At 70.9% G+C, this 23,634-nt stretch carries 19 protein-coding genes and 2 tRNA genes; 17 read left to right on the forward strand and 4 right to left on the reverse strand.

What is annotated here, in order from left to right; all coding sequences use genetic code 11:
- Nucleotides 1-103 precede the first annotated feature (103 nt).
- The 5 genes from dnaA (at nucleotide 104) to Aeryth_RS00025 (ending at nucleotide 5,868) form a co-directional block, all read left to right on the forward strand.
- Nucleotides 104-1,651 (forward strand): chromosomal replication initiator protein DnaA, encoded by a 1,548-nt coding sequence (gene dnaA, locus Aeryth_RS00005; protein WP_067852969.1) that lies wholly within the window; start codon nucleotides 104-106, stop codon nucleotides 1,649-1,651.
- Between the two features lie 451 nt (nucleotides 1,652-2,102).
- The gene (gene dnaN / locus Aeryth_RS00010; RefSeq protein WP_067852972.1) at nucleotides 2,103-3,245 is read left to right on the forward strand and encodes a DNA polymerase III subunit beta; all 1,143 of its coding nucleotides are present in this window, start codon (nucleotides 2,103-2,105) and stop codon (nucleotides 3,243-3,245) included.
- Between the two features lie 45 nt (nucleotides 3,246-3,290).
- A complete protein-coding gene (gene gnd / locus Aeryth_RS00015) occupies nucleotides 3,291-4,211 on the forward strand; it encodes a phosphogluconate dehydrogenase (NAD(+)-dependent, decarboxylating) (RefSeq protein WP_067852974.1) in 921 nt (306 codons plus the stop codon).
- A 3-nt stretch (nucleotides 4,212-4,214) separates the two neighbouring features.
- Nucleotides 4,215-5,348 carry a DNA replication/repair protein RecF gene (gene recF, locus Aeryth_RS00020; protein ID WP_067852976.1) on the forward strand — a complete coding sequence of 378 codons (1,134 nt, stop codon included), beginning with the start codon at nucleotides 4,215-4,217 and terminating at the stop codon, nucleotides 5,346-5,348.
- Between the two features lies 1 nt (nucleotide 5,349).
- On the forward strand, nucleotides 5,350-5,868 hold the full coding sequence (locus tag Aeryth_RS00025; RefSeq protein WP_067852977.1) for a DciA family protein: 519 nt from the start codon (nucleotides 5,350-5,352) through the stop codon (nucleotides 5,866-5,868).
- Nucleotides 5,869-6,524: 656 nt separating this feature from the next.
- Here the strand turns inward: Aeryth_RS00025 and Aeryth_RS00030 are convergent.
- On the reverse strand, nucleotides 6,525-7,367 hold the full coding sequence (locus tag Aeryth_RS00030) for a phosphatase PAP2 family protein (RefSeq protein WP_067852978.1): 843 nt from the start codon (nucleotides 7,365-7,367) through the stop codon (nucleotides 6,525-6,527).
- Between the two features lie 220 nt (nucleotides 7,368-7,587).
- Here Aeryth_RS00030 and gyrB point away from each other — a divergent pair, with 220 nt between their 5' ends.
- From gyrB to Aeryth_RS18535, 7 genes are all read left to right on the forward strand, one after another.
- Nucleotides 7,588-9,618, forward strand: a complete 2,031-nt coding sequence (gyrB, locus tag Aeryth_RS00035) for a DNA topoisomerase (ATP-hydrolyzing) subunit B (protein ID WP_083516138.1) — start codon at nucleotides 7,588-7,590, stop codon at nucleotides 9,616-9,618.
- Nucleotides 9,619-9,673: 55 nt separating this feature from the next.
- Entirely contained in the window at nucleotides 9,674-12,292 is a 2,619-nt protein-coding gene (gene gyrA / locus Aeryth_RS00040; protein ID WP_067852980.1) for a DNA gyrase subunit A, read from the forward strand.
- Nucleotides 12,289-13,134 carry a DUF3566 domain-containing protein gene (locus tag Aeryth_RS18215; RefSeq protein WP_236749777.1) on the forward strand — a complete coding sequence of 282 codons (846 nt, stop codon included), beginning with the start codon at nucleotides 12,289-12,291 and terminating at the stop codon, nucleotides 13,132-13,134. Before gyrA ends, Aeryth_RS18215 begins: the two co-directional genes overlap by 4 nt.
- Nucleotides 13,135-13,207: 73 nt before the next feature.
- Nucleotides 13,208-13,285, forward strand: a tRNA-Ile gene (locus tag Aeryth_RS00050).
- 151 nt (nucleotides 13,286-13,436) lie between these two features.
- Nucleotides 13,437-13,509: transfer RNA gene (locus Aeryth_RS00055), tRNA-Ala, on the forward strand.
- 131 nt (nucleotides 13,510-13,640) lie between these two features.
- Nucleotides 13,641-14,393, forward strand: a complete 753-nt coding sequence (locus tag Aeryth_RS00060) for a DUF3800 domain-containing protein (protein WP_236749902.1) — start codon at nucleotides 13,641-13,643, stop codon at nucleotides 14,391-14,393.
- Between the two features lie 159 nt (nucleotides 14,394-14,552).
- A complete protein-coding gene (locus tag Aeryth_RS18535; RefSeq protein WP_083516139.1) occupies nucleotides 14,553-14,813 on the forward strand; it encodes an AbrB/MazE/SpoVT family DNA-binding domain-containing protein in 261 nt (86 codons plus the stop codon).
- 321 nt (nucleotides 14,814-15,134) lie between these two features.
- Here Aeryth_RS18535 and Aeryth_RS00065 read toward each other — a convergent pair whose 3' ends face one another.
- The 3 genes from Aeryth_RS00065 to Aeryth_RS00075 form a co-directional block, all read right to left on the reverse strand.
- A complete protein-coding gene (locus Aeryth_RS00065; protein WP_083516140.1) occupies nucleotides 15,135-16,610 on the reverse strand; it encodes a M4 family metallopeptidase in 1,476 nt (491 codons plus the stop codon).
- Between the two features lie 135 nt (nucleotides 16,611-16,745).
- The gene (locus Aeryth_RS00070; RefSeq protein ID WP_067852988.1) at nucleotides 16,746-17,219 is read right to left on the reverse strand and encodes a GNAT family N-acetyltransferase; all 474 of its coding nucleotides are present in this window, start codon (nucleotides 17,217-17,219) and stop codon (nucleotides 16,746-16,748) included.
- 35 nt (nucleotides 17,220-17,254) lie between these two features.
- Nucleotides 17,255-18,082, reverse strand: coding sequence for a COG4705 family protein (locus Aeryth_RS00075; protein WP_202967693.1), 828 nt, complete (start codon nucleotides 18,080-18,082; stop codon nucleotides 17,255-17,257).
- Nucleotides 18,083-18,188: 106 nt separating this feature from the next.
- On the opposite strand from Aeryth_RS00075, the gene Aeryth_RS00080 reads away from it, so the two are divergent.
- The 5 genes from Aeryth_RS00080 (at nucleotide 18,189) to Aeryth_RS17495 (ending at nucleotide 23,634) form a co-directional block, all read left to right on the forward strand.
- Entirely contained in the window at nucleotides 18,189-20,072 is a 1,884-nt protein-coding gene (locus tag Aeryth_RS00080; RefSeq protein ID WP_067852995.1) for a penicillin-binding transpeptidase domain-containing protein, read from the forward strand.
- Between the two features lie 88 nt (nucleotides 20,073-20,160).
- Nucleotides 20,161-21,078, forward strand: a complete 918-nt coding sequence (locus Aeryth_RS00085; RefSeq protein WP_067852998.1) for an ABC transporter ATP-binding protein — start codon at nucleotides 20,161-20,163, stop codon at nucleotides 21,076-21,078.
- A complete protein-coding gene (locus tag Aeryth_RS00090; protein ID WP_067853006.1) occupies nucleotides 21,075-21,890 on the forward strand; it encodes an ABC transporter permease in 816 nt (271 codons plus the stop codon). The genes Aeryth_RS00085 and Aeryth_RS00090 overlap by 4 nt, the downstream gene beginning before the upstream one ends.
- A gap of 17 nt (nucleotides 21,891-21,907) precedes the next feature.
- A complete protein-coding gene (locus Aeryth_RS17490; RefSeq protein WP_067853007.1) occupies nucleotides 21,908-23,029 on the forward strand; it encodes a sensor histidine kinase in 1,122 nt (373 codons plus the stop codon).
- Nucleotides 23,026-23,634: a response regulator transcription factor gene (locus Aeryth_RS17495; protein ID WP_067853008.1), complete on the forward strand. Its 609-nt coding sequence runs from the start codon at nucleotides 23,026-23,028 to the stop codon at nucleotides 23,632-23,634. The genes Aeryth_RS17490 and Aeryth_RS17495 overlap by 4 nt, the downstream gene beginning before the upstream one ends.

The raw sequence follows: 23,634 nt of genomic DNA on the forward strand, positions 1-23,634 counted from the left end.
CGTCGCCGCTCTGCGCCTTTTTCCACAGCGCAGGACCAGCGGGTAGCTGGATGCACACCGTGTGGACAACTCTGTGGACCACGCGACCCCTCGGGAGACCTGCATGACCGACGCCTCAGGGCAGACCTCGGACGACGTCGAGCTCTCCACGGCGTGGGACCACGCCGTCTCGACCCTGTCGAACGGCGCCCGCGTCTGGGTCTACAGCGCCGAGCCGATCAGCCGGCACCCGGGGATCTTCATCGTCGGCGTGCCCGACGACCTGAGCCGTGCGCAGCTGGAGTCGCGCGTCCGCCCTGCCCTGGAGCACGCGCTGTCGTCGCACCTCGGCGAGCAGGTCCGCCTCGTCGTCACCATCGAGCCGTCGCTCGCCGACCGCTCGCGGGACCGCCCGTCGTCCGCGACGCCGCAGGCCGACGACCGCCCGCACCCTGCAGGACCGCAGAACACGGCACCGCAGGGGCCAGGACCCCAGAATGACGACAAGTCGACACATCCACTTTCCGTGGTGCCCCCGGCGCCCGAGGAGGAGGGTGACGACATCGACGTCGACGAGTTCGTCCCGAGCTGGGCCCAGGAGCCCGACCCCGTGCAGCGTCGGACCAGCGCCCACGAAGCCAGGCTCAACGCGCGGTACCTGTTCGAGAACTTCGTCATCGGCTCGTCGAACCGCTTCGCCCACGCCGCCGCGGTCGCGGCCGCCGAGGCGCCCGGCAAGGCGTACAACCCGCTGGTCATCCACGGCGACTCCGGACTCGGCAAGACGCACCTGCTGCACGCCATCGGCCACTACGTCCTGAACCTCTACCCCTCCTCGCGCGTGCGCTACGTCAACAGCGAGGAGTTCACGAACGACGTCATCAACGCCATCCGTGAGAACCGCACCGCCGCGCTGCGACAGAAGTACCGCGAGATCGACGTGCTGCTTGTCGACGACATCCAGTTCCTCGAGAACAAGGAGTCGACGCAGACGGAGTTCTTCCACACGTTCAACGCGCTGCACAACGCCAACAAGCAGATCGTCATGACGTCGGACCGGCCCCCGAAGAACCTGCGCACGCTCGAGGAGCGGCTGCGCAACCGGTTCGAGTGGGGCCTGCAGACCGAGATGCTGCCGCCGGACCTCGAGACCCGCATCGCCATCCTGCGCAAGAAGGCCGCGATCGAGAAGCTCACCGCACCGGCCGACGTGCTCGAGTTCATCGCGAGCAAGGTGCAGACCAACATCCGTGAGCTCGAGGGTGCGCTCATCCGCGCCACGGCGTTCGCGAACCTGCAGGGCGCGACCGTCGACCTCCAGCTGGCGCAGATCGTGCTGAAGGACCTCGTCGCCGAGGGCGAGGAGCCGGAGATCACGGCCGGCGTCATCCTGGCGCAGACCGCCGCCTACTCCGAGTTCACCATCGAGGAGCTGTGCGGCACGAACCGCAGCCGCGACCTCGTCCTCGCCCGCCAGATCGCGATGTACCTGTGCCGCGAGCTGACCGACATGTCGCTGCCCAAGATCGGCGCCGACTTCGGCGGACGCGACCACACCACGGTCATGCACGCCGACCGCAAGATCCGCAAGCTCATGGCCGAGAAGCACGCCGTCTACAACCAGGTCACGGAGCTGACGAACCGCATCAAGCAGCAGGCCCGTCAGAACTGACCCCCGCGCGGCACCTGCCGCCGCCACCAGGCCGACGTCCGAGGGACGTCGGCCTCGTCGCGTGGTGCCCGCGGGCTTCATGCACACCTGGGGACGACACTGTGGGAAAGTCTCGACCTCAGGTGGACAGACGCGACCGACGTGTGAACGAGGTGTGAACGACGCACGGACGTGCACAGCCGCCTGGGGTGCGTCCACGACACGCCCACACCGTCGTCCACGGGCCGACACGCCGCCTGACCTGGGCCGACGCCGGTTGTCCACGGGATCCACACCGCCTACGACGACGACGAGGGAGTTACATGTCCGGATCCCCCGCAAGAGTGACGGGACGGCCTGGGTGTGGACGAGCAGGACGACGTCCTCAGGACGCCTCGCCCGACCTACGCTTCACACCGTGTCCGTGGCAGGATGCAGTCCTAGTCTTCTCATGCCCGAAAGGCCTCGATTCGTGAGATTCCGCATCGATCGCGACACGTTCGCCGACGCCGTGGCGTGGACCGCACGCAGCCTGCCCACCCGGCCGAGCGTGCCCGTCCTCGCCGGGCTCCTCATCGAGACCGCCGGCGACGGCCTGACGCTGTCCGGGTTCGACTACGAGACCTCCACCCGCGCGACGCTGCCGGCCGAGGTCGCCGACGACGGCCGAGCCCTCGTGTCGGGCCGCCTGCTGTCGGAGATCGTCAAGTCGCTGCCGTCGAAGCCGATCGACGTCAGCCTCGACGGCACCAAGGTCCAGGTCTCGTGCGGGAGCGCGCGGTTCAGCCTGTCCACGATGCCCGTGGAGGAGTACCCGCAGCTGCCGCAGATGCCGACGTCGTCGGGCACGATCAAGGCGGACGAGTTCGCCACGGCCGTCGCGCAGGCGAGCGCTGCCGCCGGCCGCGACGAGATGCTGCCGCTGCTCACCGGCGTCCGGCTCGAGATCGACGGCTCGACGATCTCGCTCATGGCCACCGACCGCTTCCGCGCCAGCCTGCGCGAGCTGCAGTGGTCGCCCGAGGCCAGCGACGCCTCCGGCCACGCGCTCGTGCCCGCACGCGTGCTCGGCGAGACGGCGCGCTCCCTGGTCTCCGGCTCCGACATCACCATCGCGATCTCCTCCGGCGAGACCGGTGACGGTCTCATCGGCTTCGAGGGCACGGTCGGCAACGGCACCCGTCGCACCACGACCCGCCTGCTCGAGGGCGACTTCCCGCGGGTGCGCCAGCTCTTCCAGGCGCAGTCCGAGACCGTCGCGCACGTGCGCACGTCCGACCTGGTCGACGCCGTCAAGCGCGTCTCGCTCGTCGCCGAGCGCAACACGCCCGTCCGCCTGACGTTCTCCGACGGCCAGGTGCTGCTCGAGGCCGGCAGCGGCGACGACGCGCAGGCGTCGGAGTCGATCGAGGCCACGATCGACGGGGCCGACATCTCGATCGGCTTCAACCCCGGCTACCTGCTCGAGGGTCTCGGCGTCATGTCCGACCCCGTCGTGCACCTCGCGTTCACCCAGCACACCAAGCCGGCCGCCATCTCCGGCGTCCGCGAGATCGGTGACGCGCCCGACGGCGCGTTCCGCTACCTGATCATGCCGGTGCGGCTCCAGGGCTGACCCGCCCGCCGCACCGCACCAACGTCGTCACCTGGAGGGACCTCCATGCATCTCGGACTCGTCGGACTCGGCAAGATGGGCGGCAACATGCGCACCCGTCTGCGCAGCGGCGGCATCACCGTCACCGGCTACGACCGCAACCCCGACGTCACCGACGTCGACTCGCTGCAGGCTCTCGTCGAGGAGCTGCCCTCGCCCAAGGTCGTGTGGGTGATGGTGCCCGCGGGCGACATCACCCGTGCCACGGTCGAGGACCTCCTCGAGCTGCTCGGCGAGGGCGACGTGATCGTCGACGGCGGCAATTCCCGCTGGACCGACGACGAGAAGCACGCGGCCCTGGCCGCCGAGAAGGGCATCGGCTTCGTCGACTGCGGCGTGAGTGGTGGCGTCTGGGGCCTGGAGAACGGCTACGCGCTGATGGCCGGTGGCGACGCCCACGACATCGCGAAGGTCCAGCCGGTCTTCGACGTCCTCAAGCCCGAGGGCGAGTCGGGGTTCGTGCACGCCGGTCGGGTGGGCGCGGGCCACTTCTCCAAGATGGTCCACAACGGCATCGAGTACGCGATGATGCAGGCCTACGCCGAGGGCTTCGAGCTGCTCGAGAAGGCCGAGCTCGTCGAGAACGTCACCGACGTCTTCGACTCCTGGCGGGTCGGCACCGTCGTCCGCTCGTGGCTGCTCGACCTGCTCGTCAAGGCGCTCCAGGACGATCCCGGTCTCTCGAAGATCCGCGGCTACGCCGAGGACTCCGGCGAAGGTCGCTGGACCGTCGAGGCCGCGATCGACCACGCCGTCCCGGCGCCGACGATCGCAGCGTCGCTGTTCGCGCGGTTCGTCTCGCGCCAGGACGAGTCGCCCGCCATGCAGGCGGTCGCGGCGATGCGTCAGCAGTTCGGCGGGCACGCCGTGCAGGCGGCCGAGGAGACCGGGCACTCGCCGGCCGACCTCGACGCCGACCCCTCCTGACGGATGCGCGTCGCCCGTCTCTCGCTGCACGACTTCCGGTCCTACCCCGAGGTCGAGATCGTGCTGGAGCCCGGGCCGTCCGCGTTCGTCGGGGCGAACGGCCAGGGCAAGACGAACCTGGTCGAGGCCATCGACTACCTGTCCCGGCTCGACTCGCACCGCGTCTCCTCCGACACCCCGCTCGTGCGGGCGGGTGCGGAGCGCGCGGTCGTGCGGGCCGAGGTCGTGCGGGGTGATCGCACGGCGCTGCTCGAGCTCGAGATCACGCCGGGCCGGGCCAACCGCGCCCGGGTGAACCGGGCCGCGCTGCCGCGCGCCCGCGACCTGGTCGGGGTGCTGCGCACGGTGACCTTCTCGCCCGAGGACCTCGCGCTCGTCAAGGGCGACCCGTCGGACCGTCGGCGCTTCCTCGACGGTCTGCTCGTGTTGCGGACACCGCGGCTCGCGGGCGTCAAGGCCGACTACGAGCGCGTGCTGCGACAGCGCAACACGCTGCTGAAGTCGGCGCGCTCCGGTAGGTACACAAACCGACAAGTAGATTTGTCGACTCTCGACATCTGGGACGACAAGCTCGCCACGTTGGGCGGGGAGATCGTCGCCGCCCGCATCGCGTTGCTGCACGACCTCGCCCCGTTCCTCGTCGAGTCCTACCGGACGGTCGCCACGCGCGCCGCCCCGGACCGTCGCGACGTGACCGCCACCTACCGGGGCTCGGTCGTCAGCGACGACGAGAGCCCGGCCGGGGTGCGGGAGGCCCTGCTCGCCGGGATCGAGGAGCGGCGGCGCGACGAGCTCGACCGGGCGGTCACGCTGGTCGGGCCGCACCGCGACGAGGTGGAGCTGGTCATCGGCGACCTTCCCGCGAAGGGGTACGCCAGCCACGGCGAGTCGTGGTCGCTGGCCCTCGCGCTGCGTCTCGCGTCGTTCACCCTCCTGCGCGACGACGACGGCGACGACCCGGTGCTGATCCTCGACGACGTCTTCGCCGAGCTCGACGAGGGTCGCCGCGAGCAGCTCGCCGAGCTCGTGGGCGACGCCGAGCAGGTGCTCGTCACGGCGGCCGTCGCCGACGACGTGCCCGCTGCGCTCGCCGGCCACCGCTTCGACGTGCACGCCGGCAAGGTCACGGAGGCCTGAGGTGTCCGGCACCCCACCCGACGACGACGGCACCGAGCCGCCCGGCTCCGACGACCCACTCGGCCTGGCCCGCGAGATCGCCGACAGCTACCGCGGGACGGGCGCACCGCTGCGTCCCCGTCGTCGACGTACCGACGGCTCCACCCCCCGCCGGCGCAAGAGTCGGGAGGACCCGACCACCGTCGCCGACGCCCTCGGTGCACTCGTGCGCCAGCAGGGTTGGGACGACCGGCTGTCGGCGCAGCGCGTGTTCACCGACTGGTCCTCCATCGTCGGCCCCGAGGTCGCCCGACACTCGACCGTCGACGGGTACGAGGACGCGGTCCTGCACGTGACCACTGACTCGACGGCCTGGGCCACCCAGCTCCGCCTGCTCGCCCCTCGCCTCGTCGCCCGCCTCAACGAGGAGCTCGGCGACGGCGCCGTCCTCCGCATCGACGTCCGCGGCCCCCAAGCCCCCTCCTGGAAGCGCGGCCCCCGGTCGGTCAAGGGTCGCGGGCCGCGGGACACGTACGGCTGATCGCCGGGCTTGGGCTGCTGGTGCGCTGCTGATGGGGGCCTCTTCTAGCTGGTGCGCTGCCGCAGGAGGTCTCGACCCGCTGGTGCGCTGTCTCGGCCTTCGCTGTATCTGGTCTCCGAAAGGGCCTCGACCGGGCGGCGGGCGGGCGCGCTGGTCTGGGGTCTCGGGCTGCGGGTTGGTGCTGGGGTGGACGCAAGCTTCTGCGTTCGTGTGCGGGGGGACAAGGATTCTGCGTTGCCTACGGGATCCCGTCGTGAACGCAGAAGCGTTCGGACTCGGGCGCGCGAACGCAGAGACTTTCGCGCCGACAGCCCGCTATCGGTGGATTCTCAACCGCAGAAGCGCTCTTGCGGTTGCAGATCCACCGATAGGACGCGCAAACGCAGAATCGTGGCCCGAGAACGCAGAAACGAAGAAGCGTGCGTCACCCACGGGGCTCAAGCCAGACCCCGAGACCCGAAACCGTGGTCGGGCCCGCTGCCGGTCGAGGCCCTCTCGGAGACCACCGCCAGCACCAGCCGAGGCAGCGCACCAGCAGGTCACGACCCCCTGCGGCAGCGCACCACCAAGGTCACGACCCCCTGCGGCAGCGCGCCAGCAAGGTCACGACCCCCGCAGGCAGCGCACGAGCCCCCAGCGAGGGCGCGACCCGACCCCTACGACGTCGGCGTCGCCCGGTTCCCCGCAGCGACGCCGAGGCCGAGGGTGACGCCGAGGGCGCCGAGGACGAGGGCGGCGTCGGTGAAGCCGTCCCAGCCGTAGGAGGGGCGAACGCCGATGGCGACGAGGGCGCCGATCGCGGCGACGGCGCCGACGAGGGCGAGCAGCCAGGTGCCGCGGACGGCGACGTGCTGGCGACCGAGGACCCACGAGACGACGGCGGTCCAGGCGGTCGTCACGAGCACGGCGCCGACGACGTCGGAGGGTCGGTGCCACCCGGCCACGACCGTGGACGCGCCGGTGAGGGTCACGGCGAACGCACCGAACGGCACGACGAGGGGCCGCATCCAGCGCGGCGACACGAGGCACAGCGCGCCGACCCCGGCGGCCACGACGGTGGTGTGGCCGCTCGGGAAGCTGTTGACGGGGGCGACGACCCCGTCGACGACGTCGGCCCGCGTCAGCAGGGCGTGCTTGAGGACCTGGGTGGTCACGTTGGCGCCCGCGATCACGGTCAGGGCACCGAGAGCGAGCGCGGCGCGACCGCGGACGAGCGCCACGACGACGCACGCGAGCGCCACGACGACGATCGCGCCGATGGAGACGTAGCCCAGCACGCTCAGCACCTGCAGCTGCGTGTCGCGGCCGGCGACCACGGTGTTCATCGCGCGCTCGTCGAGGCGCTGACCGAGCGGGGTGCGCAGCACGAACCACGCCAGCACCGTGCACGCGAGCGTCGCGCCGAGGGCCACGACGGCGGCGGTGCCGCGCACGCTCGAGCCCGTCCGGCGGGTCGATCGCGCCGGCGCGGGAGCGACGTCGGGGTCCACGAGGGTCATGCCTCCTACGATGACGGACAGGGTCAACTGCGTCGCGGCGCGCCAACGGGCCTCAGACGCCCGAACGCCCCCCGGGGACGATCGGGGCATGGGGCCCCACCCCGCGCGGCGCTCCTGGAGGGGCTGCGAGCCCGCTCAGCACCACTCTGGACCCGCCGGGCCCGCGGTGACACGAGGGCAGGTGCGCTGGGAGCCACACAATCGCCCGTATACTGGAACAGTGACCACCTCTCCTGACGACGAGACCACGCCCGAGCCCATCGCGGAGGAGCTGGTCTCCCGCTCCCAGGTCGAGGGTTCGTACGACGCGAGCAACATCCAGGTGCTCGAAGGTCTCGAGGCCGTCCGCAAGCGTCCCGGCATGTACATCGGCTCCACGGGCGAGCGCGGTCTGCACCACCTCGTCTACGAGGTCGTCGACAACTCCGTCGACGAGGCGCTCGCGGGCCACGCCACCCACATCGAGGTCGTGCTGCAGGACGACGGCGGCGTACGCGTGGTCGACGACGGTCGCGGCATCCCCGTCGACATGCACCCGACGGAGAAGATCCCGGCCGTCACGCTCGTCATGACGTCGCTGCACGCGGGCGGCAAGTTCGGTGGTGGCGGCTACAAGGTGTCCGGCGGTCTGCACGGCGTCGGCATCTCCGTCGTCAACGCGCTGAGCACCACGATGCACACGGTCATCAAGCGCGACGGCTTCGTCTGGCGCCAGACGTTCGACAACGGCGTGCCCACCGGCGAGCTCGAACAGGGCGAGGCGACCGACGAGACCGGCACGACGCAGACCTTCTACGCCAACGCCGACATCTTCGAGACGACGGACTACTCCTTCGACACCCTCAAGAGCCGCTTCCGCGAGATGGCGTTCCTCAACAAGGGCCTGGAGATCCACCTGCGCGACGAGCGCGACCTCGGCAGCGACGACGAGGACGGCGCCGACGACCTCGAGCGCGAGGTGCGCTTCCGCTACGACGGCGGACTCGTCGACTACGTGCACCACATCAACGTCGGCACCCGCTCGCCGATCCACAACGACGTCATCTCCATCGAGCGCGACGACGAGGAGAACGGCCTCTCCCTCGAGCTGGCGATGCAGTGGAACGACTCCTTCAGCGAGTCGGTACACACGTTCGCCAACACGATCAACACGCACGAGGGCGGCACCCACGAGGAGGGCTTCCGCACCGCGCTCACCACGACCGTCAAGCGGTTCGCCGACACCAACAACCTGCTCAAGGGCAAGGAGGAGCTGTCGGGCGAGGACATCCGCGAGGGTCTCACCGCGATCATCTCCATCAAGCTCGCCGAGCCGCAGTTCGAGGGCCAGACGAAGACGAAGCTCGGCAACTCCGAGGCACGCAGCTTCGTCCAGAAGGTCGTCAACGACGAGCTCGCCGCCTGGCTGGAGCGGAACCCGGCCGAGGGCAAGGTCGTCATCCGCAAGGCCATCGACGCCGCCTCCGCCCGGCTCGCCGCGCGCAAGGCCCGCGACCTCGCCCGCAACCGCAAGGGCTTCCTGGGCGGCGGTGGCCTCCCCGGCAAGCTGGCCGACTGCTCGAGCCGCGACCCCGAGAAGTGCGAGCTGTTCGTCGTCGAGGGCAACTCCGCCGGCGGCTCGGCCAAGAACGGCCGCGACCCGGGCACGCAGGCGATCCTCCCGCTGCGCGGCAAGATCCTCAACGTCGAGAAGGCGCGGATCGACAAGATCCTGCAGAACGCCGAGGTCCAGGCGATCATCAGCGCGCTCGGCACGGGCGTCCACGACGACTTCGACATCGCCAAGCTGCGGTACCACAAGATCGTGCTCATGGCCGACGCCGACGTCGACGGCCAGCACATCTCCACCCTGCTGCTCACGCTGCTGTTCCGCTTCATGAAGCCGCTGATCGACAACGGCCACGTCTACCTCGCGCAGCCGCCGCTGTACAAGATCAAGTGGACCAACCACGCCCACGAGCTCGCCTACTCCGACCGCGAGCGCGACGCGCTGCTCGCGGCCGGCGACGAGGCCGGCTACCGCCTTCCCAAGGAGGCGCCGGTGCAGCGGTTCAAGGGTCTGGGCGAGATGAACGCCGGCGAGCTGTGGGAGACCACCATGGACCCCGACGCGCGCGTGCTGCGCCAGGTCACCCTCGCCGACGCCGCCATGGCCGACGAGATCTTCACGATCCTCATGGGCGAGGACGTCGAGCAGCGTCGCAGCTTCATCCAGCGCAACGCCAAGGACGTCCGCTTCCTCGACATCTAGGCCGTCCGGCCGCCAGCCCGCTCCCGCGACGCCTTCCTGAAACGAGAACCGACACATGACCGACACCCCCATCGAGCGCGACCGCATCGAGCCCGTCGAGCTGCAGGACGAGATGCAGCGGTCCTACATCGACTACGCGATGAGCGTCATCGTGTCGCGGGCCCTGCCCGACGTGCGCGACGGGCTCAAGCCGGTGCACCGGCGCGTGCTCTACGCGATGTTCGACGGCGGATACCGTCCCGACCGCGGCTTCTCCAAGTGCAGCCGCATCGTCGGTGACGTGATGGGTCAGTACCACCCGCACGGAGACACGGCGATCTACGACACCCTCGTCCGGCTCGCGCAGCCGTGGGTCATGCGGGCGCCCATGATCGCCAGCCAGGGCAACTTCGGCTCCGTCGGCGACGACCCGGCGGCCGCCATGCGGTACACCGAGTGCAAGCTCGCGCCGATCGCCATGGAGATGGTGCGCGACATCGACGAGGACACCGTCGACTTCAAGCCCAACTACGACGGCCGCTCCTCCGAGCCGACGGTGCTGCCCGCGCGCATCCCGAACCTGCTCGTCAACGGCTCGGCCGGCATCGCGGTCGGCATGGCCACCAACATCCCGCCGCACAACCTGCGCGAGGTGGCCGACGGCGTCCAGTGGGCGCTCGCCCACCCCGACGCCGGCAAGGCCGAGCTGCTCGAGGCGCTCATCGAGCGGGTCAAGGGTCCCGACTTCCCGACCCACGGCCTCATCGTGGGCACGCGCGGCATCGAGGACATGTACCGCACGGGCCGCGGCTCGGTGCAGATGCGTGCCGTGGTCAACATCGAGGAGGACACGAAGGGCCGCATCCAGCTCGTCGTGACCGAGCTGCCCTACCAGGTGAACCCCGACGCACTCATGCGCAAGATCGCCGACCTGGTCAACGCCGGCCGTGTGCAGGGCATCTCCGACCTGCGCAACGAGTCGTCCGACCGTGCCGGCATGCGCATCGTCATCGAGCTGCGTCGCGACGCCGTGGCCCGGGTGGTGCTCAACAACCTCTACAAGCACACCGACCTGCAGTCGAACTTCAGCGCCAACATGCTGGCGCTCGTCGACGACGTCCCGCGCACCCTCACCCTCGACGGGTTCGTGTCGCACTGGATCGCCCACCAGATCGAGGTCATCCAGCGACGCACCGCCTACCGTCTCAAGAAGGCCGAGGCCGAGGCCCACATCCTGCGTGGTCTCGTGAAGGCGCTCGACGCGCTCGACGAGGTCATCGCACTCATCCGCCGCAGCCCCACCGTCGAGGAGGCGCGCGACGGCCTGATCGCGCTGCTCGAGATCGACGAGCTGCAGGCACGCGCCATCCTCGACATGCAGCTGCGCCGCCTCGCCGCCCTCGAGCGGCAGAAGATCATCGACAACCTGGCCGAGCTCGAGGCCAAGATCGCCGACTTCAAGGCCATCCTGGCCAGCGAGGAGCGTCAGCGGGCCATCGTCAGCGAGGAGCTGGCCGAGATCGTCGACAAGTACGGCGACGACCGCCGCACGCCGATCGTCCCCGGTGACGGCGACCTCTCGATGGAGGACCTCATCCCCGACGAGGACGTCGTGGTCACCATCACCCGCGGCGGCTACGCCAAGCGCACCCGCACCGACCAGTACCGGGTGCAGGGTCGCGGCGGCAAGGGGGTGCGCGGCGCGCAGCTGCGCGACGGCGACTTCGTCGAGCACCTGTTCCCCACCACGGCGCACCACTGGATCCTGTTCTTCACGACGGCCGGCCGCGTGTACCGCACCAAGGCCTACCAGCTGCCCGAGGCCGGACGCGACGCCAAGGGCGGTCACGTCGCCGGGCTGCTGAGCTTCCAGCCCGACGAGGAGATCGCGCAGGTCCTCGCCATCCGCGACTACGACCAGGCGCCCTACCTGGTCCTCGCCACCCGCAAGGGCCTGGTGAAGAAGACGCGGTTGGCCGACTACAACAGCCCGCGCCAAGCCGGTGTCATCGCGATCAACTTCCGCGACGAGGACGACGCCCTCATCGGCGCCGACATCGCCGGACCCGACGACGACCTCCTGCTCATCAGCAAGAAGGCGCAGGCCATCCGGTTCCGGTCCGACGACGACCAGCTGCGGCCCATGGGTCGCGCGACGTCCGGCGTCACCGGCATGAAGTTCCGCGACGACGACGCCCTGCTGTCCATGACGGTCATCCGGCACGAGCACGCAGACGTCGCCCTCGAGGACGTGCCCGAGGAGGACCGCCTCTACGTCTTCACCGTCACCGACGGCGGCTACGCCAAGAAGACCTCGATCGACGAGTACCGCCTGCAGGGTCGCGGCGGCCTGGGCATCAAGGCCATGCAGATCACCGAGGCCCGCGGCGAGCTCGTCGGCGGACTGGTGCTGAAGGACTCCGACGACGTCATCTCCGTCACCGCTGGAGGCCAGGTCACGCGCAGCCAGGTCGCGGGCGTGCCGGCCAAGGGTCGCGGCACGATGGGCGTCACCTTCGTCAAGTTCAAGGGTGACGACCGGGTGGTCACGATCGCACGGAACACCGACCTGAGCGGCGCGGCGGAGCCTGACAGCGAGGCCGACGACGCCCCGGCCGGTACGGTGGACCCGGTGACGCCCGACGACGCGGGCACCGAGGTCACTGACACGACTGACGAGGGGCACGACGAGTGAGCGACCAGCAGAAGCCTCAGGACCGGGCACCCAGCTCGGGCGCCGGTGACGCCGCGCGGACGCAGCAGATCCCGCGCCTCGACCGTGACGGCAAGCCCGTCGGCGGCGGCAAGGACGCAACGCAGGGCGGCGCGAACCGCCGTCCTGCCGGTCCGGCCCGCCCCGCCTCGGGGCGTGGTCGTCCGACCGGCTCGACGTCCGGGAGCGGCTCGGCCGCGAAGCCTGCGGCGTCCAAGCCCTCCACCGACGGCCCGAGCACAGCGAAGAAGGCTGCGCCGAGCCCGGCCGGCCGCCCCGACCCGGCCAAGAAGTCCGCTCCCGCCAAGAAGGGCGCGGCTGCGCGCGAGAAGACCCCGACGGCTGCCGACTACGCCGGCACCACGTCGCAGTCGCCCGACAGCACCGCGGTCATCCCTGCCGTCAAGGACGAGCCGAAGGCTCCGGCCGCCTCGGCCTCGCCGGCAGCGGCGTCGGCGTCCGGTCGTCAGGCACGGCTGCGGCTGACGCACGTCGAGCCGTGGTCGGTCACCCGTCTGGCGTTCGTCGTCTCGGTCGCCCTCATGATCGTCTCGGTCGTCGCGGTCACCATCTTCTGGGTGGTCCTCGATCTCACCGGCATCTGGGACCAGCTGAACGGCACGGTCTCCAACGTGCTGTCCGACAGCGCCGGCAGCTTCGACCTCACCGACTACCTCGGCCTGGGTCGCCTGGTCGGCCTCACCCTGATCTTCAGTGCGGTCAACGTCGTGCTGATGACGGCGATCGCCACGATCGCCGCGCACCTGTACAACCTCGCCGCCCAGCTGCTGGGCGGCATCGAGGTGACGTTCACGGATCACTGATCCGCGAACTGCGGCGGTGCTGCCCCCGGTTCGCCCGCTCACCGGGGCGTGGGGTAGAGTTCATCGCTGTTGCGGGCCTATAGCTCAGCTCGGTTAGAGCGCTTCCCTGATAAGGAAGAGGTCGCTGGTTCAAGTCCAGCTAGGCCCACCACCGGACGCCCGAGGAGGACGGCGATGAAGAAGCTTCTCGCGGTCGTCCTCGCCGCGCTCGGGGTGCTGTGGGCCGTGGCTCGTCGCGACGACGGGACCGCCGCCACCCGCACCACCTGGGAGCAGGCCACCGACTCGGTCTGATCCCGCGAGGGGCTGTGGCGCAATTGGTAGCGCACCTGCTTTGCAAGCAGGGGGTTAGGGGTTCGAGTCCCCTCAGCTCCACTCTCCCTAGAGGAGTAGGTCACTCGATCCGCTAGGTGTAGTCCGGAGCGTTCATCCCGTGAACTGTGATTCGTCCCGCGGCGCGGCTGCACGAAGATTCTTCGCGGCGATGAGAACCTGAATCGGTGCTGATGGCCTACGTCGATGAGTCCGGGGACACCGGCTTGTCCGTCGGGTCCTCTCACACTTACACCCTCGGCGTTGTTCTCATCGACGTCGACCGCTGGAACGACGCCTTCGACGAGATGATCTCTTTTCGCCGGCGCCTTCGGGACACCTTCGGTGTGCCGATGCGTGCAGAGATCAAGGCAAACTACCTGCTCCGAAACTCGGGACCGTTTCGGGACCTTGGACTGTCGCCGGCGCAGCGACGCATCATCTTCCGAGCTCACTTGCGTGAACTTCCGCGCCTGCCTTCCCGCGCGTTTGCCGTTGTCGTTGACAAGCGTTCGCGGCGAGCGACCTCAAACTCCGAGATCTTCGATCTCGGATGGGAGACCGTGCTGCAGCGGCTCGAGCGAACGAGCACCTATGAGAAGTGCTCGTTCATGATCACGCACGACGAAGGCGAAAACGACGCCGTCAGACGATGGGTGCGTCGAGCTCGCCGCCACCTTACTGCCGGTAGTGCTTTCGGGACGGGGCCGATTCTGGGCGCCGCACCGCGCCTCGTCGATGACCCGATCGCTCGTCGATCAGACCAGTCGTACTTCATACAGATGGCTGATCTCGTTGCCTACGCTGGCTTCCGGTCGGTGATCTCGCCCGGACCGACGATCGCTGCTGTCTGCCCTCCAAGCACGTGGAGTGAGATCGGTTCAGCTACCCATACCGCTGTGGCGAAGCTCCGTCCACGAGCGGCGCCGGGCATCGTGCTCAGATAGAAGTTGGGCCCCCCGGCGCGAGCCGGGGGGCGGGGAAGTGCCTAGCTGGAGCACGAGCTCCAGGTCAGCACTTGACTCGAACGTACTGTGCACTGACGACTCGAGGCGGCAGCGTGCCCGCGTGTTGTTAAATTTCTAAAACTCTTCTACGGTCGGCGGATGGCGGCGCTCCATGGACCCATCGCGGTGAGTTCGAATCTTCAGGTCCGTCTGCCGGCCAAGGTCGCGCGTCAGTTGCACATCAGCGCGGGCGACGAGTTTTTTGTCCGCGTGAGTGATGACGATCCGAGTGTGATTCTTCTGCTTCCGGTTGAGGTGGTTGAACGGCGATACAGCGCTGGAGAGTTGTTGGAACGGTCTGGTCGATCCGGGGATGGATCTGGACACGAAGGCTCGATCGACAGAAGAGTTGATCGATAGGTAAGTCCCGGATGACTTGGACCGGCGGCTGAGTGCGTCGCGACCGAACTCATGCTCCGCGGCCGCGAAGGTGAGTTTGCCGCCCAAGAAATGGAAACGCCGAGCTCCGTAGGCTGCTTGAGTCGCTTAGTTAGAGCCCGGCCGGGTGATGTCGTGCGGGTTGCCGCTGGGCTATGCGGTCGAAGCGGTATCCACGCGGATGGGTGAGACGGGGCGTAGGGTCTCGCCCTGCTGTGTTCGCGTGGCGTGCGTCCTATCGCGAGCGTCCGACGGATCGCCCGCACCGCGCGGGCGGTACGGGCGATCCCCTCAGCCGTCTGCCTACATCCGCGTCGCGGTCACGACCTTGCTCACCTGCTGGCAGTCGGTCGACGTGAACCCGGCGGTCCCGCCCGAGGCGAGGGCCGAGCAGGAGGACTTCAGCGTCTGGCCGAGCTGGGCGTAGTTCGACGAGCTCGTCAGTGCGTTGAGCGTGCGCCAGTAGAGCTGCTCGGCCTTGGCCTGGCCGAGACCCGTGATGGTCTGGCCGTTGAACGTCCCGCCGTCGGTGATGAGGTACGCCGCCTTGTTGCCCACGCCCGAGTTGGTGTGGACACCGCCGTTGTCGCTCGAGCCGCTCTGCCAGTACTGGCCGCGGTAGCTCGACGGCTGGCTGCCGCGCTCCGGGGTCTTCATGTCGCGGATCGCGCCGATCGGCAGGTCCTCACCGAGCAGCCACCGCGCCGAGGACGTGTCGTTCCCGGTGCCGTTGTCGAGGTCCTCGAACTCGCCGAACACGTCGGCCATCGACTCGTTGATGGCCCCGGGCTCGTAGGAGTACACCAGGTCCGCGGTGTTCTGGATGACACCGTGCGTCAGCTCGTGGGAGACCACGTCGTCGGCCGAGGCGAAACCCTGGCCGAAGACCATGCTGCGTCCCGTCCAGAACGCGTTCTCCATCGGGCAGCCGTAGTCGCCGCCGGAGTCGCGGTAGCACGCGCGCACGGTCGCGCGAAGCGCTCCGCCACCGATCTGCGTCGACAGGTCGTACCCGAACCGGCTGGTGTAGAACGACGACGTCGCGCCGAGCTGGTCGTAGGCCACGTTGACCTCCGAGACGCTGCTCGCCGCGGACCCCTCGGTCCGCACCGGGCTCGGGCAGTCGAGGTTGGTGACGTACTGGTTGCGGGCGTCGCACACGCGGCGGTTGGTCGCGTCACGCTGCGTGGTCTCGGTGTAGACCGGCGTGCCGTCGTTCGCGTCGACGAGCACCCGACCGCCGACGGCGTCGACCGCGGTCGGCGTCACCTCGACGTCGTGCACGAGCGTCACGGCCCCCTTCGACGCCGCGCCCTTGAACAGGCCCGCGTCGTACCAGGCGAGGTCGGTGGCGGCCGCTGCGGTCGCGTCGACCTCCGGGGCGCCGGCCTTGCGCAGCGACGCCTTGGCCGTCCTCTCGGCGCTCGCCTCGGTGCGTGCGGGTGCCGCCGTGACGCTGCGCGGCGCCGACGTGACGGCGCCGGTGGTGCCGTGGATCTTCCCGCGGGCGTCGAGCTGGACGACGACCTCGGCACCGATCACCGGCTTGCCGGCGAGGTACTGCTGGAAGTGCGCGACGCTGCCGCCCGGCACCTGGACGGTGCGGTCCAGACGCAGGTCCGCTCGCGGTGCACCGTGCTGCCGGGCGTAGGAGTCGGCGGCGGCCACCGTCGGCGCCTCGCCGCGTGCCGACGCACTCGTGCTCCCGAGACCGACGATCCCTGCTGCTGTCGTCGCGGTCACGAGGGCCGCGACGCAGCCCATCATCTTTCGTGTCATGAGTTCCCCCGAACTGTGGGTGCCGGGCGTGTCCCGGCACCGCTGGCGACACTCTAGGACTCCGGCCTGGCGAAGGTCGACGTTCTCGACCTGTGCTGGCCGACACGTCCGGCGACCGCTCCGCGGCGCAGTGACTCAGAGACGCTTGCGCATCTGGAGGATGGTGACCTCGAACCCCATCTGCTCGTACAACGCCCGGGCGCCGGAGTTGAACCCGAAGACCGACAGCCCGACCTCGACCACCCCGCGGTCGCGACAGACCTGCTCGGCCGCCTCCATGATGGCCCGGCCGTAGCCCTGACGGCGTCGGCCGGAGGTGACCAGGAAGTCGTACCCGAAGGCGACCAGCCCGTCCGACCTCTCGGTGAACCCGAGCCACAGCATGCCGACCTCGAGGTCGCCGTCCCGCGCGGTCCAGAGCTCGTGGTCCGCGGTGTCGACGCCGTCGGGCAGGGAGCTCGCGAAGTCGTCGGCGGCCTTGCGCCGGGCCTCGGTCTCGGGCATCATCCCTGCCGCCACGATGTTCTCCGCGTACTCCCGCTCGGCCAGCTCGCGGTAGGCAGGGAACTGCTCGGCGGTCATCGGCACCAGGCGCACGGAGGGGGACACACGTCGATGCTACGAGCAGCGCGGGGCCCCGAAGATCACCGCTGCGGGAGGGCGTCGCGCGGGATGTCGCCGACGGGGGTGTCGCCCGCCCCAGGGTCGACCGACTCAGGGTCGACCGTCTCCCGGTCGACGTCGCGGTGGGTGAGGGTCAGGTAGGTGACGAGCCCGGCGAACAGCACGAGACCGGCGAGCGTCACGGACCCGGTGCCCCAGCCGACCCCGCCGTCCTTCGTCCCCTTGCCGAGCCAGTCGGCCACCGACGCGCCGAGCGGGCGCGTCATCACGTAGGCCGACCAGAACGTGATGGTCGGGTTCAGGCCCGCGCGCCACAGGCCCCAGGGCACGAGGATGGCGGCCCCGAAGACGAGGATCGACCAGACGAAGCCGAGGCCGGCGTCGACGGCGGCTGCGTCGCCGAGCGCGGTGCCGAGGCCGAACGTCAGCAGCACGACGCCCCAGTAGAAGCGTTCGCGTCGGGCCGTCGTGATCGAGTGGACCGAGATCGTGCCCTCGCTGCGCCGCCACCACGCGAGCACCGCGCTGAGCAGCGCGAGGTAGACCAGCGAGTCGACCCAGTAGGGCGTGCCGAGGACGACGTGCGGACCGTCGGCGATCATCGTGCCGAACACCGCGACGGCGAGGACCGTGGTCCAGTAGCGGACCGGGTGGTACCGGTCTGCCCGCAGCTGCGTCCACAGCGCCACGGCGAAGCCGCCGATGCCGATGGCTGCGGCGAGCGCGATGCTCACCGTGCCCAGGTAGTCCGACCCGGTCTCGCCGATGCCGGTGGTGAGCAGCTTCACCACCCAGAACGTCGCCAGGACGGAGGGGACCTTGGAAGCGGCGAAGGTTCGCGTCGTCATGGGTGGGACCGTAGGGACGCGAACCTGCCGACAACCTGAACAGGGCGCGGCGCAGGCTGCCGCGCGCCGTCGTCGACCGTGCGGCCCGGGCTGGTCTACTGCCGTCATGCGTCTGCGTCGCCCCGCCCGTGTCCGCGTCGTCGTCGCGGGTGCCGCACCGCTGCTGGCCGCAGGCGTCCTGGCCGGGTGCAGCCTCGGCGGCCCCGACCCCGACGACGCGGCCCGGACGCTCGCCGAGGGACTGTCGAAGGGCGACGTCACGTCGGTGCCGACGACGGGCGACGGGACCCGCAACCAGGCCGACCTCGAACGGGTCGTCGGCGACGTCGGCGGGACGCAACGGGTGCGGGTGACGTCGGTGGAGGAGGACGACGGCGTCACCACCGCCGAGCTCCGGCACCGGTGGACCATCGGCGGGGCCACCTGGACGTACGACACCGCTGCGACCCTCGTGGAGCAGGACGGGGCCTGGCGCGTGCGCTGGGAGCCGTCCGTCGTGGCGCCCGTCGAGGAGGGTGAGACGCTCGGCGTGCGCACGACGCCGGCAGAGCGAGGCGACGTGCTCGGGGCCGACGACGCCGTCCTCGTCACCGCACGACCGGTCGTGCGGGTCGGGATCGACAAGACCGACGTCGACCCCGATGCTGCCGGAGCGTCGGCCGAGCGGCTGGCGCGACGGCTCGGCATCGACCCCGGGGCCTACCGCCAGCGGGTCGAGGCGGCCGGCGACCAGGCGTTCGTCGAGGGACTCGTCCTGCGTGCCGACGGTGACGTGCCCACCCGGCAGGAGCTCGCCGCGATCCCCGGGTCGCTGGCCGTCGAGGGCACCCTGCCGCTGGCCCCGACGCGGGCGTTCGGGCAGCCGCTGCTCGGAACCGTCGGCGAGGCCACCGCAGAGGTCGTCGAGGCGTCCGACGGTGCCGTCCGCCCGGGCGACCCGGTGGGGCTGTCGGGGTTGCAGGCGCGCTACGACGAGCAGCTGCGCGGCACCCCCGGCGTGGAGGTGCTGGCCGTCGACGACGACCCGGACACCGAGTCCCGGCGACTCTTCTCCAGCGACCCGAAGGCCGGGAAGCCGCTGCGCACCACGCTCGACCCCGACCTGCAGGGCGCGGCGGACCGGATCCTCGCCGACGTCGGCCCGGCCAGCGCGATCGTCGCGATCCGGCCGTCGACGGGTGCGCTGCTGGCGGTCTCCAGCGGCCCCGGCGGAGACGGCGCCGACACAGCGTTGACGGGCCGGTACGCACCGGGCTCGACCTTCAAGGTCGCAACGGCGCTGGCCCTCCTGCGCTCGGGCCTCACCCCGGACAGCCAGGTGCCGTGCACCCCCACCCTGACGGTGGACGGCCGACGGTTCACGAACTACTCCGACTACCCCGCTTCGGCGCTCGGCGACGTGCCCCTGCGGACCGCCTTCGCGCAGTCCTGCAACACGGCCATGATCGCCGAGCGGGATCGGGCGTCGCAGGAGGAGCTCGCGGCCGCGGCAGCCGGGCTCGGGCTGGGCCGCGACGTCGACCTCGGGATGCCTGCCTTCCTCGGGCAGGTGCCGACGCAGGCCGACGGCACCGAGCGCGCCGCCTCGGTCATCGGCCAGGGCCGGGTGGAGGCCTCCCCGCTGGCCATGGCCCTGGTCGCCGCCTCCGTCGCCCACGGCGGCACGGTGACCCCGGTGCTCCTGCCCGACCGCCGGGCGAAGGAGGCGCCGGAGCCCGAGGAGCCGGTGACCCGGGCGCAGGCCACGAGCCTGTCCGGACTGATGCGGGCGGTCGTCACCGACGGCAGCGGTGCGTTCCTGCGCGACCTGCCGGGCGGCCCGGTGGGGGCCAAGACGGGAACCGCCGAGTACGGCGACGACCAGCCGCCCCGCACGCACGCCTGGATGATCGCGACGCAGGGCGACCTCGCCGTCGCCGTGCTCGTGGCGGACGGCGAGTCCGGCTCGACCACCGCCGGCCCGCTGCTCGAGCGGTTCCTGCGCCGTTGACCCGATGGGACGACCCCTGACATCCGTCACGGCGAGGTCGTGACGCGCGATCCGGGGCCGGACTCGCCGTGCGGGCCATGCTCGAGGCATGAACCAGACCAGACCCGACGCGGTGCGCCTGCAGCAGGTGCGTCGCTCCTTCGGCGACGTCGAGGCCGTGCGCGGCATCGACCTCGTCGTCCGCCCCGGTGAGGTGGTGGCCTTCCTCGGCCCCAACGGTGCCGGGAAGACCACGACCCTCGACATGGTCCTCGGCCTCGGTCGACCCACCTCCGGCACCGTCCAGGTGCTCGGCCTCGACCCGCGCGAGGCCGTCGCCCAGGGTCGGGTCGCCGCGGTCATGCAGAGCGGCGGGCTGCTGAAGGACCTGACGGTTGCCGAGACCGTCCGCTACGTGCGCAGCCTCTTCACCCACGTGCGCGACGTCGACGACGTGCTCGCGCGCGCCGGGTTGACGGCGCTCGCGGACCGCCGGGTCGGGCTGTGCTCCGGTGGTGAGCAGCAGCGCCTGCGGTTCGCGCTCGCCCTGCTCAGCGACCCCGACCTGCTGCTGCTCGACGAGCCCACCACCGGCATGGACGTCGAGGGGCGCCGGACCTTCTGGAGCGCGATCCGTGACGACGCGCGGCACGGTCGCACCGTCATGTTCGCGACCCACTACCTCGAGGAGGCCGATGCCTACGCCGACCGGATCGTGCTCGTCAGCGGCGGTCGCATCGTCGCCGACGGGACGGCTGCCGAGATCAAGTCCCGGGCCGTGGGCCGCACCGTACGAGCGACCTGCCCCGACGTCGACGACGCGACGGTGGCCGACATCGCTGCCCTCGCGGGCGTGGAGGGCGTCGACGTGCGGGGCAGCAGCGTCGTCGTGCACGCCACCGACTCCGACGCCGTGGCGCGTCACCTGCTCACCCGCACCACCGCGCACGACCTGGAGATCGTCGGACGGGGCCTGGAGGACGCGTTCCTCAGCCTCACCGGCACCGACGAGAGGACCCCCGCATGAGCACCCCCGCCACCCCGGTCAAGACCGTCACCCCGGTCGACGGGGCCACCCCCGGCACCCGCCGGGCCCCTCGCCTCGGAGGCTTCAACCGGGTCCTCCTGTCGCTCGAGCTGCGCCGGATGCTGCGCAACCGACGCACCGTCTTCTTCTCGCTGCTGTTCCCCGCGGCGCTGTACTTCGCCTTCGCGGGCAGCAGCGGCAGCGACGAGCGGGTGGGTCACGGCAACGTGGCGGCCTACGTCATGGTCTCGATGGCGCTCTACGGCGCCGCGCTGACCACCGCGTCGGCGGGCTCGTCGGTCGCGCTCGAGCGGTCGGTCGGCTGGTCGCGGCAGCTGCGCCTGACGCCGCTGCACCCGCTCGCCTACATCGCCATGAAGGCGGCCTGCGCACTGGTGCTCGGCGCCCTGGCGGTCGCGGTCGTCAACGGCGCGGCGCTGCTGCAGGGTCGGGCCGACCTTCCGGCCGGCCGGTGGCTGGCCTGCGCGCTGCTGGCCCTGCTCTGCTCCTTCGTCTTCGCGGCGCTCGGCCTGTTCGTCGGCTACGTCGTGCCCGGCGAGAACGCCATGCAGCTGCTCGGGCCCGGGCTCGCGCTGTTCGCCTTCCTCGGCAACCTGTTCATCCCCATCACCGAGGGCACGACGCTGTGGCACGTCGCGTCGGTCACCCCGATGTTCGGCGTGGCGGAGATCAGCCGCGCCCCGCTCACGGGCGAGCTGCCCTGGTACGCGGTCGTCAACGCCGTCGCGTGGCTGGTCGTGTTCGTCGCCGGCGCGGCCTGGCGGATGAGCAAGGACACGGCCCGCGGGTGAGCCGTACGCTGCCCGACATGAGCGCGCCACGGACCGTCGCCGTCCCCGCCGGACGCTACGGTCCGTGGTTCGCGCTGATCTGGCTGTTCTTCCTCGGCGACCCTCTGCTCGCGGCGTGGGCGCGCCGCGACGAGGCGGCCGGGATCGGCGGACTGGTCGTGACCGTCCTGTTCGCCGCGCTCTACATGCTCATCTGGTGGCAGGCGCGTCGGGAGCGCTGGATGGCCGACCGGACGCCGCCGCCGGCGCGCGCACTCGGTCTGTTCGTCGGGCTGGTCGTGCTGTGCGCCGCCGACGTGGCCCTGCTCGGCGAGGTCGGGACGGCATGCGTCGTCTACGTCGCGATCTCCGCGGTCCTGCTCTTCCGACTGGTCGTGGCGGCCGCCCTCGTCGTGCTCGCGGTGGTCGGGTCTCTCGGACTCGGAGCGCTCGAGGACTGGGGCAGCCAGGCCGGGCTCGCCTTCGCCGTCCTCGCCGGCTCGGTCGCGATCTTCGGTGTCCGTGCCCTGATCAGCCGCAACGCCCAGCTGCTCCTCGCGCAGGCCGAGAACGCCGAGCTGGCCGTGGAGAACGAGCGCACGCGCTTCGCCCGCGACCTGCACGACATCCTCGGCCACTCGCTGACCGTCATCACCGTCAAGGCCGAGCTGGCCCGTCGGCTGCTCGAGTCCGGCGACGACGCCGACCGGGCCAGAGCGCTCGCCGAGGTGGGCGACCTGGAGCGGCTCGGCCGCGACGCGCTCGCCGACGTCCGTCGCGCGGTGGAGGGCTACCGCGAGATCACCCTGCCGGGCGAGATCGCCCGGGCCCGCACGGCGCTGGCCGCGGCGGACGTCGAGGCGTCGCTGCCGGGCACGGTCGACGACGTCCCCACCGACCTGCGCGACCTCTTCGCGTGGACGGTCCGCGAGGGGGTCACGAACGTCGTGCGCCACGCCGCTGCGCGTCGGTGCACCGTCACGGTGGACGCCCGAGCGGTGGAGGTGCGCGACGACGGGCGCGGGTGGGACGAGGGCGGGTCCGACGGCGGCCACGGGCTGGCCGGCCTGCGAGAACGCGCCGCAGCGGTGGGCGCGACCGTCGTCGTGCGCTCGCTCGACCCCGGGCTCAGCCTGCGCGTGGGACGGGAGGCGTCGTGACCATCCGTCTGCTGCTCGCCGACGACCAGGCGCTCGTCCGCGGTGCGCTCGCCGCGCTGCTGTCGCTGGAGCACGACCTCGAGGTCGTCGCGGAGGTCGGCTCCGGTGCCGACGTGCTCGACGCCGTCCGGGAGCTCCGCCCCGACGTCGCGCTGCTCGACATCGAGATGCCGGGCCTGGACGGCATCGAGGCCACGCGCGCGGTGGTGGCGGCGGGCCTCGGGACGCGGGTGCTGGTCGTCACCACGTTCGGCCGGCCGGGCTACCTGCGGCGGGCCCTGCAGGCCGGTGCATCGGGGTTCGTCGTGAAGGACGTGCCCGCCACGCAGCTCGCCGACGCCGTGCGCCGGGTGCACGCGGGCCTGCGCGTCGTCGACCCGACCCTGGCCGCGGACAGCCTCGTCACCGGCGACTCACCGCTCACCGAGCGGGAGACCGACGTGCTGCGCGCCGCCCGCGACGGTGCGAGCGTGGCGGTCGTCGCGCAACGCCTCCACCTGTCGCAGGGCACGGTCCGCAACCACCTGTCGGCCGCGATCGGCAAGACCGGGGGCGAGAACCGTGCCGCCGCGGTGCGCGTGGCCGAGGCCAACGGCTGGCTCTGA

Source organism: Aeromicrobium erythreum (assembly GCF_001509405.1).
GTDB classification, from domain to species: Bacteria; Actinomycetota; Actinomycetes; order Propionibacteriales; family Nocardioidaceae; genus Aeromicrobium; species Aeromicrobium erythreum.

What these genes read in the sequence shown, in the direction of transcription:
- dnaA (WP_067852969.1), top strand. Translation starts at nt 104, where the DNA reads ATGACCGACGCCTCAGGGCAGACCTCGGACGACGTCGAGCTCTCCACG.
- gnd (WP_067852974.1), top strand. Translation starts at nt 3,291, where the DNA reads ATGCATCTCGGACTCGTCGGACTCGGCAAGATGGGCGGCAACATGCGC.
- recF (WP_067852976.1), top strand. Translation starts at nt 4,215, where the DNA reads ATGCGCGTCGCCCGTCTCTCGCTGCACGACTTCCGGTCCTACCCCGAG.
- Aeryth_RS00030 (WP_067852978.1), bottom strand. Translation starts at nt 7,367, where the DNA reads ATGACCCTCGTGGACCCCGACGTCGCTCCCGCGCCGGCGCGATCGACC.
- gyrA (WP_067852980.1), top strand. Translation starts at nt 9,674, where the DNA reads ATGACCGACACCCCCATCGAGCGCGACCGCATCGAGCCCGTCGAGCTG.
- Aeryth_RS00060 (WP_236749902.1), top strand. Translation starts at nt 13,641, where the DNA reads ATGGCCTACGTCGATGAGTCCGGGGACACCGGCTTGTCCGTCGGGTCC.
- Aeryth_RS18535 (WP_083516139.1), top strand. Translation starts at nt 14,553, where the DNA reads ATGGCGGCGCTCCATGGACCCATCGCGGTGAGTTCGAATCTTCAGGTC.
- Aeryth_RS00065 (WP_083516140.1), bottom strand. Translation starts at nt 16,610, where the DNA reads ATGACACGAAAGATGATGGGCTGCGTCGCGGCCCTCGTGACCGCGACG.
- Aeryth_RS00075 (WP_202967693.1), bottom strand. Translation starts at nt 18,082, where the DNA reads ATGACGACGCGAACCTTCGCCGCTTCCAAGGTCCCCTCCGTCCTGGCG.
- Aeryth_RS00080 (WP_067852995.1), top strand. Translation starts at nt 18,189, where the DNA reads ATGCGTCTGCGTCGCCCCGCCCGTGTCCGCGTCGTCGTCGCGGGTGCC.
- Aeryth_RS00085 (WP_067852998.1), top strand. Translation starts at nt 20,161, where the DNA reads ATGAACCAGACCAGACCCGACGCGGTGCGCCTGCAGCAGGTGCGTCGC.
- Aeryth_RS00090 (WP_067853006.1), top strand. Translation starts at nt 21,075, where the DNA reads ATGAGCACCCCCGCCACCCCGGTCAAGACCGTCACCCCGGTCGACGGG.
- Aeryth_RS17490 (WP_067853007.1), top strand. Translation starts at nt 21,908, where the DNA reads ATGAGCGCGCCACGGACCGTCGCCGTCCCCGCCGGACGCTACGGTCCG.